The organism is Pelovirga terrestris (assembly GCF_014773365.1).
In the GTDB taxonomy this organism is placed as follows: domain Bacteria; phylum Desulfobacterota; class Desulfuromonadia; order Desulfuromonadales; family Geopsychrobacteraceae; genus Pelovirga; species Pelovirga terrestris.
On sequence record NZ_JACWUN010000016.1, the window covers coordinates 1 to 18,992 of the forward strand.

The 18,992-nt window shown below is 53.9% G+C and carries 17 protein-coding genes; 4 read left to right on the forward strand and 13 right to left on the reverse strand.

Going from position 1 to position 18,992, the window contains the following annotated elements; all coding sequences use genetic code 11:
- Positions 1-200: 200 nt before the first annotated feature.
- From ICT70_RS12465 to ICT70_RS12480, 4 genes are all read right to left on the reverse strand, one after another.
- On the reverse strand, positions 201-683 hold the full coding sequence (locus ICT70_RS12465; RefSeq protein WP_191157129.1) for a single-stranded DNA-binding protein: 483 nt from the start codon (positions 681-683) through the stop codon (positions 201-203).
- 129 nt (positions 684-812) lie between these two features.
- Positions 813-2,402: a radical SAM protein gene (locus tag ICT70_RS12470; RefSeq protein WP_191157131.1), complete on the reverse strand. Its 1,590-nt coding sequence runs from the start codon at positions 2,400-2,402 to the stop codon at positions 813-815.
- A 90-nt stretch (positions 2,403-2,492) separates the two neighbouring features.
- Positions 2,493-3,497, reverse strand: a complete 1,005-nt coding sequence (locus ICT70_RS12475) for a DUF3187 family protein (protein WP_191157133.1) — start codon at positions 3,495-3,497, stop codon at positions 2,493-2,495.
- Between the two features lie 90 nt (positions 3,498-3,587).
- Positions 3,588-4,229: an HAD family hydrolase gene (locus tag ICT70_RS12480; RefSeq protein ID WP_191157135.1), complete on the reverse strand. Its 642-nt coding sequence runs from the start codon at positions 4,227-4,229 to the stop codon at positions 3,588-3,590.
- 199 nt (positions 4,230-4,428) lie between these two features.
- Here ICT70_RS12480 and ICT70_RS12485 point away from each other — a divergent pair, with 199 nt between their 5' ends.
- The gene (locus ICT70_RS12485; protein WP_191157137.1) at positions 4,429-5,106 is read left to right on the forward strand and encodes a class I SAM-dependent methyltransferase; all 678 of its coding nucleotides are present in this window, start codon (positions 4,429-4,431) and stop codon (positions 5,104-5,106) included.
- Positions 5,107-5,238: 132 nt separating this feature from the next.
- Here ICT70_RS12485 and ICT70_RS12495 read toward each other — a convergent pair whose 3' ends face one another.
- Genes ICT70_RS12495 through ccsA form a run of 3 tightly spaced genes read right to left on the reverse strand, consistent with a single transcriptional unit; the run spans position 5,239 to position 7,451 of the window.
- The gene (locus ICT70_RS12495) at positions 5,239-5,796 is read right to left on the reverse strand and encodes a bifunctional nuclease family protein (RefSeq protein ID WP_191157139.1); all 558 of its coding nucleotides are present in this window, start codon (positions 5,794-5,796) and stop codon (positions 5,239-5,241) included.
- A gap of 57 nt (positions 5,797-5,853) precedes the next feature.
- Complete coding sequence (locus ICT70_RS12500) at positions 5,854-6,639, reverse strand: hypothetical protein (protein WP_191157141.1); 786 nt, start codon at positions 6,637-6,639, stop codon at positions 5,854-5,856.
- A gap of 11 nt (positions 6,640-6,650) precedes the next feature.
- Positions 6,651-7,451, reverse strand: a complete 801-nt coding sequence (gene ccsA, locus ICT70_RS12505) for a cytochrome c biogenesis protein CcsA (protein ID WP_191157143.1) — start codon at positions 7,449-7,451, stop codon at positions 6,651-6,653.
- Positions 7,452-7,652: 201 nt separating this feature from the next.
- On the opposite strand from ccsA, the gene ICT70_RS12510 reads away from it, so the two are divergent.
- Genes ICT70_RS12510 through phoU (ICT70_RS12520) form a run of 3 tightly spaced genes read left to right on the forward strand, consistent with a single transcriptional unit; the run spans position 7,653 to position 10,854 of the window.
- Positions 7,653-8,351, forward strand: a complete 699-nt coding sequence (locus tag ICT70_RS12510; protein WP_191157145.1) for a response regulator — start codon at positions 7,653-7,655, stop codon at positions 8,349-8,351.
- Positions 8,351-10,195 (forward strand): sensor histidine kinase, encoded by a 1,845-nt coding sequence (locus tag ICT70_RS12515; protein WP_224747031.1) that lies wholly within the window; start codon positions 8,351-8,353, stop codon positions 10,193-10,195. Before ICT70_RS12510 ends, ICT70_RS12515 begins: the two co-directional genes overlap by 1 nt.
- A 5-nt stretch (positions 10,196-10,200) precedes the next feature.
- Positions 10,201-10,854: a phosphate signaling complex protein PhoU gene (gene phoU, locus ICT70_RS12520; protein WP_191157149.1), complete on the forward strand. Its 654-nt coding sequence runs from the start codon at positions 10,201-10,203 to the stop codon at positions 10,852-10,854.
- A 181-nt stretch (positions 10,855-11,035) separates the two neighbouring features.
- Here phoU (ICT70_RS12520) and phoU (ICT70_RS12525) read toward each other — a convergent pair whose 3' ends face one another.
- The 6 genes from phoU (ICT70_RS12525) to ICT70_RS12550 form a co-directional block, all read right to left on the reverse strand.
- Positions 11,036-11,698 (reverse strand): phosphate signaling complex protein PhoU, encoded by a 663-nt coding sequence (phoU, locus tag ICT70_RS12525; protein WP_191157151.1) that lies wholly within the window; start codon positions 11,696-11,698, stop codon positions 11,036-11,038.
- Positions 11,699-11,736: 38 nt separating this feature from the next.
- The gene (locus ICT70_RS14950; protein ID WP_224747032.1) at positions 11,737-12,240 is read right to left on the reverse strand and encodes a hypothetical protein; all 504 of its coding nucleotides are present in this window, start codon (positions 12,238-12,240) and stop codon (positions 11,737-11,739) included.
- Between the two features lie 81 nt (positions 12,241-12,321).
- Positions 12,322-13,227 carry a phosphate ABC transporter ATP-binding protein PstB gene (gene pstB / locus ICT70_RS12535; RefSeq protein WP_191157153.1) on the reverse strand — a complete coding sequence of 302 codons (906 nt, stop codon included), beginning with the start codon at positions 13,225-13,227 and terminating at the stop codon, positions 12,322-12,324.
- Between the two features lie 31 nt (positions 13,228-13,258).
- Complete coding sequence (gene pstA / locus ICT70_RS12540) at positions 13,259-15,055, reverse strand: phosphate ABC transporter permease PstA (protein ID WP_191157155.1); 1,797 nt, start codon at positions 15,053-15,055, stop codon at positions 13,259-13,261.
- Positions 15,056-15,113: 58 nt separating this feature from the next.
- Positions 15,114-17,729 carry an ABC transporter permease gene (locus tag ICT70_RS12545; protein ID WP_191157157.1) on the reverse strand — a complete coding sequence of 872 codons (2,616 nt, stop codon included), beginning with the start codon at positions 17,727-17,729 and terminating at the stop codon, positions 15,114-15,116.
- A 194-nt stretch (positions 17,730-17,923) separates the two neighbouring features.
- Positions 17,924-18,898: a PstS family phosphate ABC transporter substrate-binding protein gene (locus ICT70_RS12550; protein ID WP_224747033.1), complete on the reverse strand. Its 975-nt coding sequence runs from the start codon at positions 18,896-18,898 to the stop codon at positions 17,924-17,926.
- Positions 18,899-18,992: the final 94 nt, after the last annotated feature.

Genomic DNA, 18,992 nt, shown 5'->3' on the forward strand with positions numbered 1-18,992 from the left:
GTTCGGCTAGCGGTTCCCGTCATCAGGGTCCGCAGAGGACTTTCACCTCCAAGTCACCATTTGGTCACCACAGCCAAATGGATGGTGCTTGAGCACCACGCGCCCTGCCGGGCGCACATAAAAAAAGCTCAATCCCTTATCGGCAAAGGGATTGAGCCTGCTATGTCAACATTTTTTTAAAAGGGTCGTCTAAAATCTGTCTAAAATGGAATTTCATCATCCGGGTTAAACGCCGGCTCTTCAAAATCATCCCTGCTTGTACTGCCTCCTGAAGACTGTTGCCCGCTGCGCTGGGCGGGAGCATTACCCCGGTCCTGCTGCGCAGCGTAACCGCCACCGCCCTGCTGCCCGTCATCCTTGCTGCCGAGCATCTGCATCTGATCAACGACAATCTCGGTGATATAACGCTTGTTGCCGTCACGATCATCGTAGGAGCGCGTCTGGATTTTTCCCTCAATGTAAACCTGCTTCCCCTTATGCAGGAATTTGCCACAGATTTCTGCCAGTTGCCGCCAGGCGACAATATTGTGCCACTCGGTTTTTTCCTGCCGTTGACCGTCACGATCCTTGTAACGTTCTGTGGTTGCCAACGAAAAAGTCGCCACCGCTGTACCGGACGGGGTATAGCGAAGTTCCGGATCTTTACCGAGATTACCTACCAGAATAACCTTATTAACCGACATAAAAACCTCCTTATGTTGTACATGATAATCACCCACCTACAATGTCATGAATCCGGCATACTACACTGTTGGGAAGCAGACTCAAAGTTCTATTCTAAAAACCACCTCCTGAGACGAAAAAGTCTTCTCCTATGCATTCCAAAATTCCCGCAATAAAATGTCCTTGTTAGCCTCGGTAAAGTGACAATTAAATCGCATCGTATTGCTGCTGGCCTGATCAATTTCATCAGTGAACATACCGATATGAACCCCCATTGGCTTTAACCCTTCCAGGAGACGGTAGATCTGGGCATTGACTTCATCGCAGGTCAGGTGGCGGTTATCGACTTGGGATTGCATCTTTCTTTGGTAGAATGACGACTCGGAAGGGTTAATCGAGAGCAGGGTCAGATATTTAATGTCCATATTGTGCAACAGTTTCTGGGTTCCCTCAATATGCTGTTGCGAAAACTTCAGACCACCCACCCCCGGCATCAACATCGCAGACACCTCGATGCCCACTGCGGCCAATTTTTTCGACGCTTCAATCATGTCATCGCGGGTGCAATCCTTGTGGATATAATGCAGAATCTCATCAGAACCGCTTTCCAGCCCCCAGTAAATAAGGGACAACCCGGCTTGCTTGAGTCGGTTCAACTGGTCAGCGGACTTTTCCAGGATTGACGTTGTCCGGCCATACAGGGAAATTTTCTCGGGCTTAAAAACGTCGGTTGCGTAACCCAGGCATCGCACCAGCAACCCGGTATCCACCCCCAGGGAATTGCCGCTGCCGATGAACAGCCGCTGGATCCGAGATTTTTCTGAACCAATAATATCAGCCACCCGGTCGACATGGTCTTTGAATTGATCGAAAGATTTAGTCACTGCGGGCAGGTCAGTATATTCAGAACAAAAGGTGCAGCGATTATAATCACAGCCGGTGGTTAACTCCAAACGCAAGACGTGGGCTTTGCGCTCGGATGGCGGACAGGACAAGGTTGGAGAACTGAACAGGCTCGGATCCTGGTAGGCTCGATCGAAGCCGGGAGCAAGCACGGGGAAAATTCGGTCTGGAACACCGACAAGTTCGTCACCATCAACCTTCAGGAAACCCGCATCAAGCAGGAATTGAACAGCGAGGTTGGAGCTAAAAGAATAGACGGCGGAATCAAGACGGGATTTCATCGACCTTAAAAAGGAATCGTTATAGAAATACAGCGCCACGCCCGGAACATCGCCGTGCCGCGCAATAAGTTTTTCAACCGTCAACAGCTGAAGATCGTGATCAGCAATCTCGGTTGTAAAGGTGTCAGTGCCATAGGGCCCGGCCGTAAAGTAAAAGCGGATTCTCGAGGAGCCATTGCATTTTTCGGTGATAAAACCTTCGCTGCCGGGTCTGACATAACGACTGTCACTATCCGGCCGCACGCTGACCCGCGCCCCTTTTTCCAAGGCAGAAGAATCCTCATCCTCGATAGAACGGATAAGGGTCGGCAGCAATTGATCTTGCAAATCAGCAAAGGCTATTGTGGTTGGAAAAAGGTCAGAATCAATCTCCCGGTTGATCCTGGCGGCTAAAGCACGAACCGCTTTGTTTAGAACGTCCGTCTTGTCATCATGATGATTGTAGAGTGATTCGATTCCAGCAGCATATGGCAATAAACTGGACATGCCACGGTTGCTGAATTTACGGATCAGTTCTTCCTGTCTGAATCTTCGACCGTAGACTTGTCTTAACATCCACAGTAGATCATCATGACTTACAAACATTGATTCACGGCCTGACAGAAGGTGCAGATTTCTCCCATAGCGATCGCCTTATCATAACCCTCAGAATCGCCAATTCAAGGCGCTGTGGAACACTACGTCAGCGGCGCTACCAACGACAACATCCTCGATGACCGCCAGATCCAGGCTGACTTGCTCGGAAAAATGCAATGAACCACCGATCCCCAGCTGCAACGAAGATGTGTTGATCTCGGTTAAATTGCTGTTGTCGTAAAAGGAGGTGTGACCATCAAGCTGCAGCTTGAAATCGACCCAGGATAACGGCATCCAGCCGACACCAATCGAGCCAAAGCCGACCCAGCGGCGCTGCTGATCTTCCAGCACATCCCCCTTGCCCAGCCACAAGACCCCGCCACTGGCGAACAGGGTGGTGTTCCACTCACCCAAGGTCTCGGCATCACTGGCGGTTAACCGCACATGGGCATCCATTGCGCCGCTACTACGTAGACGGCTGCTGTTGCCGGTCGGTAATTTGATGCCGGTGCGCAGGGCGACACCGCGGCGCGCAGCCGGTTCAGCAGCGAGCAACTGGTAGGAAGCAAACAGGGCGAGATCACCAACACCGCCGTTACTGCCCGAATAATCGAGGGCGGCCGAATCGTTGCGCTGGTAATAGTACCGCAATTGATCGCGACTGGCACGGTCTCGTCCCCCTTGCGGCAGACCGAAGAAGTCGTGCCAACCTTCAATGAAACTGTCGAGCATACCACCATCATGGGAGATCATCGGCACATCAACGCCCACCTCCCACCTCTGGGCTAAACCATAACGCATGGAGACAATGGCGCGGCTGGTTTCGCCATCGAAAAGAACCGATTCGGCGCCCTTATCATCTTTCGTGTAATGGCTCGCCACTTCAGCAACAACCCGTAATGACAGTTCCCCCACGGCAGTGAGATCGCCGGCTTCAGCCGCCGGCAGTCCATAAATCTGGATAATCGGTGACATGTTCGTGGTGTACAAGGGTTTAACCTGAATCAACTCCTGCGCTGAAGCCGACACCGTGCCTGCAAGCAACAGGAACAACATGATCAGAAATATCCGCATGGGCTCTCCATTTTAACCGTTAAACGTTGTGTGTCGTGATTCTCACAAACAGGTCCATTGGGCACCGCTTCAGCCTGCTTAGCCGCCCCGTTATATAAGTGCCTTCATCATCACCGGCAACTCACGAATATCGGCAATTTTCAGCGTTGCGGCAGAAAGATCGTGGCTGGCGGTGAACTCATTATGTACAACAATACAGTCAACCCCCGCCGCCACGGCGGACTTGAGCCCACGAGCGGAATCCTCGACCACGATCGCCTGATCTGCGGTTACCTGGAACCGCCGCAAAGCACTCAGATAGGGGTCCGGATAGGGTTTGGCGCGGGGGTAATCTTCAACCGTCAGGATAAAATCCATATAGTCGATTAGCTGTCGGTGGCGGTGAATCAACTCAAAATCTACCCGGCGGGACGTGGTGACAATCGCCATCCGACAGACAGCGGAAAGCTCTTTGAGGGTTTCGGTGACCCCATCGATCTCGATATCTTCGGTGATCAGGTACTGTTGATAATAGTTGTCACGCCGGGCTCGGGCGGTAGCGATTTGCTGATCGTCAATTCCGACCGCCTGGGCCAGGGTCCAGACCTTGGTGCCGTCCGCCATTAACTCCAGATAGACCGGCAGGGGCAGGTCAATATCCAACTCTGCCAGTGCCCTTTTGTTGGCCAGGTAGTACCAGTGTTCGGTATTGACCAACACCCCGTCGTGATCAAAAAGGATGATTTTTTTCATGGTCGTCATTGTAGCAGCTTGCGTTATTGGATAAACATTATTTGTAACTATTCAGCAGCTTATCCATCTAAATTGATGCTTTTGCGAAAGCATCACTCCTTGATGTCCTGCCGATTCTGCCACAGGCTTGTCCCGCCGCAAAAATAGTGTTAGAAAAAGCCGCTGGAACCACCTGATACCTTTAAACCGACAGAGCTCAATGACTCCTAGACTGCACCAGACATCAATAATTCCACAAGTCTGTCCGCTGTGCCAATCTGATGGCAACAAATATCTGATCTTCGAGACCCGCAAAAAACGTCGTTACTGGCACTGCCGCTTTTGTGACCTGGTTTTCGTCGATCGGGATGCCTTACCCACGCTAGAGCAGGAAAGAGAGATCTACGTACATCATCAGAACAGCCCTGATCATCCAGGCTATGTTGCCTTTTTACAGCGGATCATTCAACCGGCGCAGGCCTATCTGACCCCGACCATGCGTGGGCTCGACTACGGCTGTGGCCCCGGTCCAACCTTGAGCGTGCTGCTCGGGCGGGAAGGGATTCACTGCCATAACTACGATCCCATTTTTTTCCCAGAGCGCCCACAAGGGCCGTTTGATTTTATTTTTGCCACCGAGTGTTTCGAGCATTTTCACTCTCCGGCCACCGAATTGTCACGTCTGATAGCGCTATTGCCGCCGGGGGGATACCTTTTTGTCATGACCGAACGGTGGCATGAACAGATCGATTTTCGCACCTGGTATTATAAAGCCGACCCCACCCACGTCAGTTTCTATCACCTGCACTCCTTCGATTATATCTGTCGACAATACGGCTTCTCGATTCTCGCCTGCCATGGTTCGCGCATTCTGCTACTGCAGAAAAATAAGCCGTAGGGTTTATTTCTGCCCCGTCAGCTTGCGCAGACAATAGCCGGAATAGATAGCCCCGAGGGGATTATGGGCAAGGACGCGGTCTTTGACCGCGAAGCTGGTAACCAATACAGCCCAGTTCATAGGCTTTTTCCTTCAAATCCACTCCGTGGGTGGAATCTCTTCTGCCGCCGGCGGGTGGGTTGGCGGCACCAATTCGTTGCCATCATGACGATAGCCAAGGGCTTCAAGCACCTTGCGTTCGACAACAATCGGCACACCCTGCTTCAATGCCACAGCAATGGCATCGCTGGGGCGGGCATCAACCCGAATCACCTTGTCGTCGAGGCGGATGACCAGCAGGGCAAAATAGGTGCTGTCACGAAAGTCGCTGACAACAACCCGTTCAAGCTGGCCGGCAAACACATCCAACAGATTGCTGATCAGGTCATGGGTCATCGGCCGCGGGGTGTACACTCCATCCAGATAGCGGCTTATGGCCCCGGCCTCGGCACTGCCGATAAAAATCGGCAAGACCCTATTCTCTGCTTGTGCATAAAGCAACACCGCCGCTGACCGGGTCACTGGATTGGTCCCTACTCCACCGACCTCAACCGCAATCGGATCGGATTCCTGCGCCGCAAGCAGCCCAGCGTTCATAGAAATACCGAACACAACCAGAATGGACAGGATCAGGCTATTGTGTCTCTGCATCGTGCTTCTCCTACGCTAAAACGACAATAATCGCCGAAAAGAGGTGCCCGACCAAGGTTACTCAATGTCGGGATGATCGCCGCTGGAGCGCTTGCGATAGAAAGAAAACATTGCGAACAGTACTCCGCACCCCATGGCGACAGACCCCGCCAGGGCTAGATTGGCACCGGGATCGTAGTTGACGGTCATCAGACTGTAGGTGCGCAACCGCCCCCCCATCATGACCTGCCCGGCATTCGCCGGAATCACCACCAGCCCACCCCAGGTCAGGGGATGATTGGCGCGGGTCTCCACGCGCTTGAGCAGTTCATCACCGCGATAGAGGGCCAGGGTGTTGGCCATCTCCATGATGCGCCCTCCAGGGCCTTCTAACGGTTGCACTTCCTCGAGCTTAAGCACAAGCCCGTGAGGTGGCACTTCAACACTCTGACCGACAAAGATCGGTTGTCCACCGGCGCGATAGCCAGTCAGATTTCCCCATAAAAAAGCGCAGACAATCAGAAAAAATCCGAAATGGATAAGATATTCGCCACTTTTGCGCCAGCGCACGCGAATGTGCAGCAACCAGTCAATCACGCAGCACAGGGTGTTTAACCCAAGCAGCAACACCAACACTGCGGCCGTCGGCACCCACCAGGTCAGAAACGGGGATTGGGGGGCAATGTCAACCAGCCAGTCCTTGAGGATCATCTCATCCAGGGGAGTAAATACCTGCGGGTTTGCCGGCATCAATAATGATCCACCCACAGCTATCAGGGTAGCACAACTGGCCAGAACAATCGCCAGCTTCAACGAACAGAGCAACGACCACAAGCTCCCAACCCATGAAGGATTTTTTGACATTGTCACCTCCGTCAGGTCAGGGGATGGTTACTGCTGAGCAGCACACCAATCCCGATATAGGTAAACAGAACCAGAGCAAAACCGGCAATCGACAGGATAGCATAACCAGTGCCCTGCCAGCGCCGCACGAACTTGGCGTGACACATACCGCCGTAAAACAACCACACCAGACTTGACCAGACCCCCTTGATATTCCAGGAAAAGTAATACCCCCAGGCGACGTAAGCCCAGATCCCGCCAAAGATCAGGCACAGGGTAAACAGGCAGAAGCCGAGAAAAACCGCCTCCTCGTTAATTTTTCGCAGTAATTTCAGTTCCGGCAGTAACGAACTACCCACCCAGCGTTGCACCAGGTAGAGGACCCCCATGGAAAAGGCCATGGTAAAAAAAGCGTAACCGGCAAAGGAGGTGGTCACATGCAGGGTAAACAGGGGGGTATCCAGCGCTGGAATCAACACGGGAATAGCCGGGTCGCGGGTCAGCACACTGGCAAACAGCAGCAGACAGCAGAACATGACAAACAGGCCGGCACCGTGGATCCGGTAACGCAATTCGACATAGAGATAGGTCGCTGCCAGGCACCAGCTGAAAAAGAGCTGGGTATTGAACAGATTGGTGATCGGCAGGTAGCCGGCGATGATCCAGCGCAAGGCCAGGCATAAGGTCTGTAGCGCAAAACCGAGCAGTACCATGGCAAAAGCGCTGCGCCACAACCAGCTCAGACGCCAGCGAAAGTGACACAGATAAAGAAACACTGCGGCGACATAGGCGAAAAAAGCCCCATAGATCAGCCCGTGTTGTAGTTCAGACATAATAAAACCTCTTTCGTTGCCGTCTTAAAAGAACCGTATCCGGACCATTTTTAGCGTTACCTGCTGACCCTTGGCAAGCCCTATCGGCCCAGGCAGGAAGGAAAAGGTGTCTCACACTTTTTCATTAATTCTCATCAAATCCTAACAGTACGATAGTAATTATTGAAAAATTAAGAGAAAATGACAGGTCATGGAGGTGCTATGGGGAAAGAACATATTCTGGTTATTGAAGATGAAGAGGATATCCTCGCGCTATTGCACTACAACCTGATCAAAGAGGGGTTCAAGGTTAGCTGTGCGCAGACCGGCGAAGAGGGCTTGAATGCCGCCCGCGCCGAGAGCCCCGACCTGATCGTCCTCGACCTGATGTTACCGGGAATTGATGGGCTGGAAGTCTGCCGTGCGTTAAAAAGCGCCAAAGCAACCGCCGCTATTCCCATCGTCATGCTCACCGCCAAGGGGGAAGAACACGACATCGTCACCGGGCTCGAACTGGGTGCTGACGACTACGTGACCAAGCCCTTCAGTCCACGGGTGCTGTCATCTCGGTTAAAGGCGGTGCTGCGGCGCCGCGAGCGCGACCATGACAGCGCCACCGATGAGGGGGAATCGTTGCACATCGGCCCGATCAGCATCCATCCCGGCCGCAATGAGGTGCTGGTTAATAATCAGGCAGTCGATCTTACCTTTACCGAGTTCCGCGTTCTTTATCTGCTCGCCCGCCGCCCCGGCTGGGTCTTCACCCGCTATCAGATTGTCAATGCGGTGCGTGGGGACGATTATTCGGTCACCGATCGTGCTGTCGATGTCCAGATTGTTGGCCTGCGCAAAAAACTTGGCCCTTCCGGCAAAATCATCGAGACCGTTCGCGGTGTCGGCTATCGTTTCAAGGATCAATGATGCGCCTGCGTTTTGTATGGCAGATTCTGCCGGCATTTTTTTCCCTTATCCTGCTCACCCTGTTGCTGCTGACCTGGCTTTTTGCGCGCAACTTAAGCACCTTTTACCTGGAAGAAACGGCAGCCGGACTGGAAGCCCGCGCCAGACTCGCGGCTTTCCAGATTGCCGATTCCTTCGCCCTTGACCACAGCGACCGCCTCGACGAATTAAGCATCCATCTGAGTAGAGAAACAGGAACCCGCTTTACCTTCGTTCTGCCATCCGGAGCCGTCCTCGCCGACTCACTGGAGAGCCCAGAGCTCATGGAGAACCATGCCCTGCGGCCGGAAGTTGCGATCGCCCTGACCGGCACAATCGGACAGGCCACCCGCTACAGCAACACCGTCCATAAAAATATGATGTATGTCGCGATTCCGGTCCATCATCAGGACCAGCTGGTTGGCGTTGTTCGCGCCGCGTTGCCGGTCACCACCATTGATCAGACGCTTGGCATTGTTTATCGGCAGATTATCGTCAGTGGCATTGTTGTTATGCTGATTGCAACCCTGATCGGGACCTATATCAGTCGTCGCATCAGTCGTCCCTTAGAAGAGATGCGCCGGGGCGCGGAGCGCTTTGCCCGCGGCGAACTGACCGAGCGGCTGCGCATAAAAGGTTCTATTGAGATTACCGCCCTGGCGACGGCCATGAACACCACCGCCTACGAGCTTGACCAGCGCATGCGCACCGTCGTGCGTCAGCACAACGAGCAGGAAGCGGTGCTGGCGAGCATGGTCGAAGGAGTCCTGGCCGTCGACACCAGCGAGCGCATCATTCGTATTAACCGCGCTGCCGCCACCCTGCTCGGGGTCTCAGCGGAAGAGGTCAAGGGACGCAGTATTCAGGAATCCATCCGCAAAGCCGATCTGCAGCGTTTTGTCCGGCGGGCGTTGTCAGCTCGTGATCCGGTTGAGGGCGATATCGTCCTGCACGGCAACGAAGACCTCTATCTCCAGGCCCACGGCTCCCTGTTACGCGGGGAATCAGGACAGGAACTTGGCGCCCTGATCGTTCTTAACGATGTCACCCGCCTGCGGCGCCTGGAAAATGTCCGCCGTGACTTTGTCGCCAACGTATCCCATGAGCTGAAAACACCCATCACCGCCATCAAGGGCTTCGTCGAAACCCTGCAGGAAGGTGCCATTGCCGATCCGGACAGCGCCTCGCAATTTCTTGAGATTATGATGCGTCAGGCAGATCGCCTTAATGACATCATTGACGATCTACTGATTCTTGCCCGCATCGAGCAGGATAGCGACCAGCAGGAACTCCCCTTGGTCGAAATGTCCCTCGCCCCGGTCATTACCGCTGCCGTCCAAGCCAGTGCTAACCTGGCGGCAGAGAAACAGCTACAGATCGAGTCCTTCTGCCCCGCCGCCCTTAGGGCCCCGATCAATGCCCCGCTGCTGGAGCAGGCGTTGATCAACCTGCTGACCAACGCCATCAAATACAGCCCGGAGCAAGGCCGGGTACTGATTGAAACTGCCCAGTCTGACAGATTTGTCACCATCAGCGTCCGCGACTGGGGCTGTGGCATCGACAAGGTTCATTTACCACGGTTGTTTGAACGCTTTTATCGTGCCGACAAGGCCCGCAGTCGCAAGCTTGGCGGAACCGGCCTTGGTCTGGCCATTGTTAAACATATTGCCCAGGCTCACGGCGGTGAGGTTAGCGTTACCAGCACCCCGGGAGAAGGAAGCACTTTCTCCCTGCAGATCCCCCTTAAGGCCCAGCACCATAACAGCTTGTCGCCGGCGACCACTGTGCAGGCATCACCAAAAACCCCTCCAGACCAAGAGGATTGATCCGCATGCCTTTGTATCTCGAACGCCAGATTGATGATTTGAAAAAACGTATTCTTACCCTTTCAGCGGTAGTGGAAGAGGGCTTTCATCAGGCGATTCACTCCCTCGAAGAAATGGACACCAGCCTCGCTGAGGCCGTTATTGAACGGGATGTCGAAGTCAACGAGATGGAGGTTGATCTTGAAGAGGAGTGTTTGAAGATCCTGGCGCTGCACCAACCGGTGGCCATTGATCTGCGTTTTATCGTCTCGGTACTGAAAATCAACAACGATCTTGAGCGCATCTCCGACCTGTCGGTCAATATTGCGCAGCGTACCCGCGGCCTGGCAGCCTTAAAACCGGCTCCCATACCATTTGCCCTGTTTGCCATGGCCGACAAGGTTGAAAGTATGCTGAAAAAAAGTCTCGACTCCCTGGTCAATCTGGACATGGAACTGGCCCACGAGGTCTGCCGGCTCGATGATGAAGTCGACGCCATGCACAAAGACAATTACGGCCTGGTCAAAGATCAGATCCGCCGGCAGCCGGAACAGCTCGATGCCCTGATCGAGTACCTCTCCCTCTCCCGCCACCTCGAACGCATCGCCGATTTAACCACCAACATTGCCGAAGATGTCCTCTATATGATCGACGGGGAGATTATTCGTCATACCTACTAAAAGCCGATCTTCTTCGCCTGCCATCGAGCTGCTGACACCCTTAAGAAACCACAAAAAAGGGACAGTCTCTATGATCCTAGAGAAACTGTCCCGGTTGGGTCCTGCTATTCTGGTAGCGACACCCGCTACCTCTGCGCCATCAACGCCTTAACACGCATTGACGCAGATCCTCTGAAAAAATCTAAAGGGGCGACTCACTGTGGCGGACAATTTCGCCACGGGCGACATAGATCACCTCTTCGGCCAGATTGGTCGCCAGATCCCCAATTCTCTCCATGTTTCTGGAGATCACCAATTGATGAACCAATGACTCTGCTCGTTCAGGGTTTTTCTTCAGCGCCTGGCGAATGGTATTGGAGTTGGTTTTGTGCAGACGATTAAGGTTCTTTTCCAGACTGAACACATCAGCGGTTGCTTCGGCGTCAATATCGACCAGGGCCGCCATAGCCTGATGGAGCATCTGCCGGGCAATGGCCGCCATTTCAGCAAAGTCGTACACCAGTTCGGTATCATTCAGCTCTTTCAATTTGACGGTCCGCTTGGCAACATTAGCCGCCAGATCAGCGATGCGCTCCAGATCATTATTAAACTTAAGCACAGCAACCAAAAAACGTAAATCAACAGCAACCGGCTGATGCAGCGCCAGAATCTTGAAACATTCCTCCTGTAGATCAACCTCGCGCTGATCGATGGCATCATCGGCGGCAAGCACCTTTTTGGCCAGGGTTACGTCCATGCTGAGCAGGGCCTGTTTAGCCAACCTGACCTGCTCTTCCACCGCTTCACCCTGCTCTAAGAGCAGGGTTTTTAAGCGTTTTATTTCGCGGAAAAAAATCTGAGTCATAATTCTCTCATCGGCTGATGCAGCTAGGTCTAGCTAAATTACTTGGTCACCAGATAGGCATCGATAGTATCGAATTCGGGGGCACGGATGGTTATACCATTGGGACCGGCACCCGGGCGCACCACATGTTTAGCAGGCTTGCTTTTAGAGGCAATATAGGCATCAGCCTCTTTGGTTCCTTCCTTGAATACCCACAGGCGGCCATCTTCAATGCCGGTGACAAATCCGGGTTTTGCCATTAGATAAGCGTCAATAACGTCAAATTCAGGCGCCCGAATCGTCATGCCGTTGGGTCCGGCGCCGGGGCGGACTACATGTTTAGCCGGTTTGCTCTTGGTGGCGGCATAGGCTTGTCCTTCCTTACTGCCGGCAAGGAAAACCCATAAACGTCCGTCTTCAACACCGGTAATAAAACCGGGACGATCATAATTCGACGTTGCTCCATGGTTGGCAGCACTGAGATCTTTTGCAGCACAACCGATGGTGACAACAGCCACCAGAACGAGCATTACGAGGGGCACGATATTTTTGAACCTGATCATTGTCTGTTTCTCCTTTGTTTTTTTGGTGTTTGAATATCCCGACATCGGGGTCTTATCCGCTTTCACACGTGCAGACAGCCATCAACCAAAGCGGCCGGAAATATAGTCTTCCGTCTCTTTGAGCTGGGGCTTTTTAAACAGGGATGCTGTGGCACCATATTCCACCAACTGTCCCAGATACATAAAGGCGGTGTAATCACTGACTCGCGCCGCCTGTTGCATGTTGTGGGTAACAATCAGAATGGTGTATTCGCCGCGCAACTGATCGATCAAATCTTCGATTTTGCCGGTGGCGATGGGGTCAAGAGCGGAGCAGGGTTCATCCATCAGCAACATTTCCGGCTCGGAAGCAATGGCGCGGGCGACACACAGGCGCTGCTGCTGACCGCCGGACAGACCAAGGGCACTCTGATGCAGACGATCTTTGGCTTCATCCCACAGGGCCGCACCACGCAGGGAGGTTTCACAGACCTCATCAAGAATCCGACGATCACGGACGCCATCGATCCGCAAGGGATAGATGACATTTTCATAGATCGACATAGGGAAGGGGTTGGGCTTCTGAGCCACCATGCCCATGCGCTTGCGCAGTTCGATGACATCGACACCTTTGGCATAGATGGAATCTTCGTAGAGGTTCATCTCACCACTGATGCGCACTGAATCGACCAGGTCGTTCAGACGATTGACACTGCGCAGCAAGGTTGATTTGCCACAGCCGGAAGGGCCGATCAGGGCGGTGACCTTGGATTTTGGCACCTTCATCGACACATCAAACAGGGCCTGCGCCTTGCCGTACCAGAGGCAGAAATTCTTTACCGTCAGAACCGGCTCTTCGCGCTCCAACTGGTGATCGACAACCGGCGGAAACCATTTGCCGGCAGCAATCTCCTGCAGGCGCCCACGATTTTTGCGTTCGGCGTAGCCGGGATCGGCAGCCGTGCCATTACTACCGTTGGTTACTCGCGTTGTATCTGTTGTTACCATTAATCCAGCCTCTTCTTTGGAATAGTTAAACTTAAACCGCACTGACCACAAATTTGCGCCGCAACCGGTTACGCAACCAGATCGCCCCGACATTAAGCAAGGTGATGATCAGAATCAGCAGTAAGGTTGTGGTAAAGACCATGGGGATTGCCGCTTCACTGTTCTGGCTCTGGAACCCCAGATCATAGATATGGAAGCCCAGATGCATAAAGCTGCGTTCCAGGTGGACAAAAGGGGCAATACTGTCGATGGGCAGCTCGGGAGCGAGCTTGACCGCACCGACCAGCATCAGCGGAGCGACCTCACCGGCACCCCGCGCCATGGCCAGAATCATCCCGGTCATAATCCCCGGCATCGCTCTTGGCAGCACAATGCGTTGGATCGTCTGCCACTTGCTCGCACCCGAGGCATAGGAGCCTTCGCGCATGGAACCGGGAACCGCCGCCAGGGCTTCTTCGGTGGCAACAATCACCACCGGCAAGGTCAACAGGGCCAGGGTCAGACTGGCCCACAAAATACCGCCGGTACCAAAGGTCGGATTCGGCAGCTTTTCACTGAAAAACAGCTGATCAATGGACCCGCCCACCAGATAGCAGAAGAATCCCAGACCAAAGACCCCGTAAACGATACTGGGCACACCGGCCAGATTGTTCACCGCGATGCGAATGACACTGACCAACGGTCCGGCTTTGGCATATTCGCGCAGATAGAGGGCCGCCAGCACGCCGAAAGGCACGACAAATACCACCATGATCAGGGTCATTACGACAGTTCCGAAGATGGCCGGGAAAACACCCCCTTCACTGTTAGCCTCACGCGGATCATCCAGCAGAAACTCTTGCCAGCGATCCAGGTAAACACCTATGCGCCCGAGCAGGGAAAGCTGATTGGCAGGATAAGCGCGCACTACTTCCGCCATCCCCATGGATTTTTCCTGACCATTCACCGTCATCAGGCGGATCTGATAGCGCTCATTCTCCTGATTAAGGGCGACGATCTCTTCGCGAATGTCTGCGTAACGGCGTTCAAACTCGGCTTCAACCTGATTAAAACGTTGCTGCTGTCGTTCAAATACAGCCTGCGCCTGGAGGTATTGTTCTGATCGCACCCCATGATTTAGCCGTGCCTGCTGGGCTGCAATCTCAGCGCCCCGCAGTTCCAGTCGGGCACTTTCCTGCTGATGGTTGATGCGGCCGATGGCTTTGCTTTCCAGCGTCCGGCGTTGCTGCCAGCGCTTGCGAATATCGCCATGATGGCGCTCAAACTCACGCCAGACGTCGGCAGGAGTATCGGCAACCAATTCCCCATCGACGTAAAAAGCTGTCGGCACACCGTAGAACCGACCCCAGGTTAAACGCTCCATCACGACAAACCATTCCGGCTTCTCCATGCGTTCAATGGTGTAGTTACTCACCCAGGCAAAATGACTGTTATCAAGTTCATAGTTACCGGTACGCACCAGCACCCGCTCAGCCAGCCCGTCATTGGCAGCAAGCAGTTGGCGCGCTCGCTCCTGGGCCTCCGGCGGTAAAGTGTCGATCAGTTCCGGCCTGGGCTCATAGGTGCTGGAACGCGTCACTTCTCCAGTCACTATCTGACCGTCAACCGTGTGATAACTGGCAATGGCGCCAGGCCAAAAGGTCGCCATGCCGCGTACTACTACCAGCAAAATCAATGCGATAATCATGACGCTGCACAAGGCCAGCATGCCACCAGCCAACCACACCATCGGTTGTCCCAACGACGCCACTGAAGTGCCGGTTCCCTGGCGTCGCCACAGCCGTGTAGTGGCCTTGCTATTGTTATTGTTAGTTGCTTTGTTATCCATCGATAGATGCCGTGCCTTCAATGTATGTTACTTCGACGCCACACTTTTAGCGCTGTGATTACAGCTGAAAAGCCCGTTTGCGGAACCTCTGCCGGATCACTTCGGCAATGGTATTGATAGTAAATGTCAACAAAAACAGGGTCAGAGCCGCCAGAAACAGAATGCGAAAATGGGTGCCATAGATGATGGCCTCAGGCAGTTCAACGGCGATGTTGGCCGACAGGGTTCGAAAACCGTTAAAAATATTCATTTCCATCACCGGCGTGTTGCCCGTCGCCATCAGCACGATCATAGTTTCCCCAACCGCTCGGCCAAGACCGAGCATCACTGCCGAAAACAAGCCACTGGCGGCGGTTGGAATAATGATACGGATGGCCGTCTGCCAAGGGCTGGCACCCGCTGACAGGGAACCGGAACGCAGATGCTCCGGGACACTCGACAAAGCATCTTCGGCAATCGTGTAAACTGCCGGAATAATGGCAAACCCCATAACAAAGCCAACCACCAGGGCATTGCGCTGAACATAGGTGCCCATAATCTGACCGGTGAAGGGGAAGTCACCGCGAATATCGATGCCGGCCGCCGTCAACAAGGAGGCGGCGATCCAGGACATGACAACAACAATGACGATGCCACAAATAAACTTGACAATTTCCGCCATGCCGGTTCCAAAGCGCGTCATACCCGACGTTCTGTTGCGCAACCAGGGATTGACCTTCAGTCCATAGAACAGGATCACGACAAAACTGCTTAACGGAAGCAACAACAAAAACCAGCCACCGATGCCCGTACCAATTTGACCGTCGAGCCAGGCCTTGATATCACCGGCAAAGAGCAGGGCTTCAAGAACCGGTCCGAGTTGGCGCGCTAACAGAATGCCGATGGGCAGGGCCAACAGGGCAATGATGTAAAAACGGAAGCGGGAAAAGCGGACAAATTTATCGATGGGCAGCAGCAGAAACAGATATGCCGCCACAACAAAGGCCAAGGGCACCGTGATAAAGGCCGCCAGGACACTGGCTGTCTGCCCCTCAACGAAAACCGCAAAGACCAGAGCCGCCAAAAACCCGAGAACAACCGTCGGTAGGCTTTCCATCAACTCCACCAGCGGTTTCACCTGGGCTTTGACGCGCTTGTCTTCAAGAAATTCGCTGGTATAAACAGCCGCCAGCAGCGCCAGCGGGACGCCGAAAAACATGGAAAAAAAGGTGGCCTTAAGGGTGCCGTAAATCAAAGGGATGAGACTGTATTTCGGCTCAAAATCGTCGGTTCCCCCGGTTGATTGCCAAACATAGCCCGGCTCATTCATCCCCTCATAATGGACCTTGCCGAACAGGGTGTGCCAGGTTGCGGTTGGGTGTTTGTTGTCCAGATACCAGCCCATCAGTCCGCTCGGCACCAGGGCGGCGAGCAGATTGTCGCGTGGCGCCAGGGCCACAGCAGCAACCGCTCCCTGGCCTGCTCTTTCTTCAACCAGCAGCTGGTCACTGGTGACATGATAGGTGCGCACCGTGCCATCGGCAAAGCCGGCAGCGAGCAGGCGACTGCGCGTTGACGGGGCAAGGGCGGTAACTGCCGCCGGACCTTGACCCAGATCATGCACCAGGGTCAGCCTGCTACCGTCGCTGGTCGCTGTTCCTTCAGGCCGGGTACGGAACCAGGCATTCAGGCGGCCTTGCGAATCACCGGCTACCAGGGTGGTACGACCAATCAGAAACGACAGGGACGTCAGGGTCGCCTTGCCGTCAGGGATCAGACTGAGTTCTTCAGCGACCGCCAGGGCATTGAAATTGCGACTATCGATACGCAACAGATGGCCATCGCTCCAGGCCAGAAACGCCGTATCACCACGACCGGACAGCTCAAGCCACTGCGGCAACCCGCGCCGGTCGAGGTCGAGCTGCAGTGAGCCGCCGGTGACGGTAGTGGTCACTTGCCCCGTGAGCAGGTTGCGACGCGACACCATCCGCTGGATCCGCAGCACGCCATCTTGCGTCAGATAGGTCAAGACCGGACCGCTGTTGGTATTGATCATGGAAATCAGCCGGATACCGTCATGCTCTGTCGCAACATGAGCCTCGCTTTCCAGCTCCAGTTTCAACTGCCGCAATTGGCCAATGGGAGTGCGCTGGACAATGCCTTCATCCCAGGGCAGTGCTGAGCCGACTTCCATCTCCTGTAAAAATCCAGGCAATACCTGCTCATCAAGCAGAAATCGGGTTCTGAAACCGATGTTTTTCAACTCGATGCGGCCATCGGCAAAGGCGGCGATCAAGGTTTCCGACAAGGAGTCATAGGCCCAGGCCTGGGGCGTTTCTTCGGCAAAGACAGGTGTCCGCAGCAGGGTTTCACCATCATTGAGAACAAATGCCCGGGCACTGGCACCGGCGTCTTCCAGGGTCCAGGCGCTGAGCTGAAATTCGTCGACAATCAATAGCGGTGCCTGTTTGGTCTTATCCTCGATGTTGGAGATCTTCTGGGCCGGGGTCATTTCGGCGGGAGCAAACAGGGGGACAACCACGGATGCCAGAAAAATAAACACCCCGGCGACCGCAATAATGGTTCCCAGGCCACCGAGGGAAATCATCACCTTTGCTGCTACATCCATAAACTTGATGCTTTTTTTGGTGGTGTAGCGACGTTGAGTGCCGGTAATTTTTTTCTTCTCTGACATTTATTTGACCATCATTTATAAGTTTGGCGACTATTTCACCCTTATTGTTTTTCTCATCTGCCAGTCTTGATTTCCGCGGTCCCTTCTAGTCCCGACATCAGCATCAAGAGCCAGAAGGGATCGCGGAAATCTGCCCGGAAGCGCGACACTAATGTCTACGGTTCCGGGCAGCAGGTGTTACCCGTCAAATTGTTCTATTTGACTCCCAGTTTCTGCAGTTGCTCCTGAGCAATCACATTGGATACCGGGAAATAGCCATCGCGCACGACATCTTCCTGGCCGTTACGGCTGAAGATGTAGCGGGTAAATTCACGACGCAGCGGATCAATAGTGCTGCCCGGCTTGTAGTTGGTATAGACCATGAGGAAGCGGGCCAGGGGATAATTACCGGTATAGGCGTTCTCTGCTGCTGCCGCATAGCACTGCTCGCCCGGGCCGCCGGCCAGAGGGACGGCGCGCACATCGGCCGTCATATAGCCGATACCGGAGTAGCCGATACCGGCCAGCTCGCTGGCAACACCCTGTACGACAGAGGAACTACCCGGCTGTTCTTTCACTTCATCTTTATAGTCACCACCAAAAAGGGCGTTATCCTTGAAGAAACCATAGGTACCGGAAGCGGAGTTACGTCCGTAAAGACTGATGGGCAGGTTGGCAAACTGACCGGTCAGGCCAACATCACCCCAGGTGCGAATATTGTCAGCGTTACCACCGCGACGGGTTTTTGAGAAAATAGCGTCGACCTGCTGCAGGGTCAGACATTGGATCGGGTTGTCCTTGTGGACATAGACGGCCAGCATGTCGATACTGGTGTTGAGCTCGGTCGGCTTGTAACCATAGCGCTTCTCAAAATCATCGAGCTCTTTACCTTTCATCGGACGGCTCATGGGGCCAAAGTGGGCAGTGCCACTGACCAGGGCGGTCGGCGCCGTACCTGAGCCTTTGCCTTCGATTTCAATCTGGACATTGGGGTAGAAACTCAAGAATCCTTCGGCCCACAGGGTCATTTCGTTGTTCATGGAGTCGGAACCGATACTCTTCAAGGTCCCGGAAATCCCGGACACCGGGGTGTAAGGCTTTAAAGCAGGGTCAAGGGCCAGACCAACTGTCGGCAAGCCGACAACCAGCAGGCAGGTTGCAAGAAGTTTGGCTACTTTTTTTCTCATCATGATTCATCTCTCCTTTTGTTGGTGAAAATGACGTTCTGCAAATGACGTCTTGGTTGCTCATGTAGACGGCGCCATGATCGCGCTTTTTTTGTTA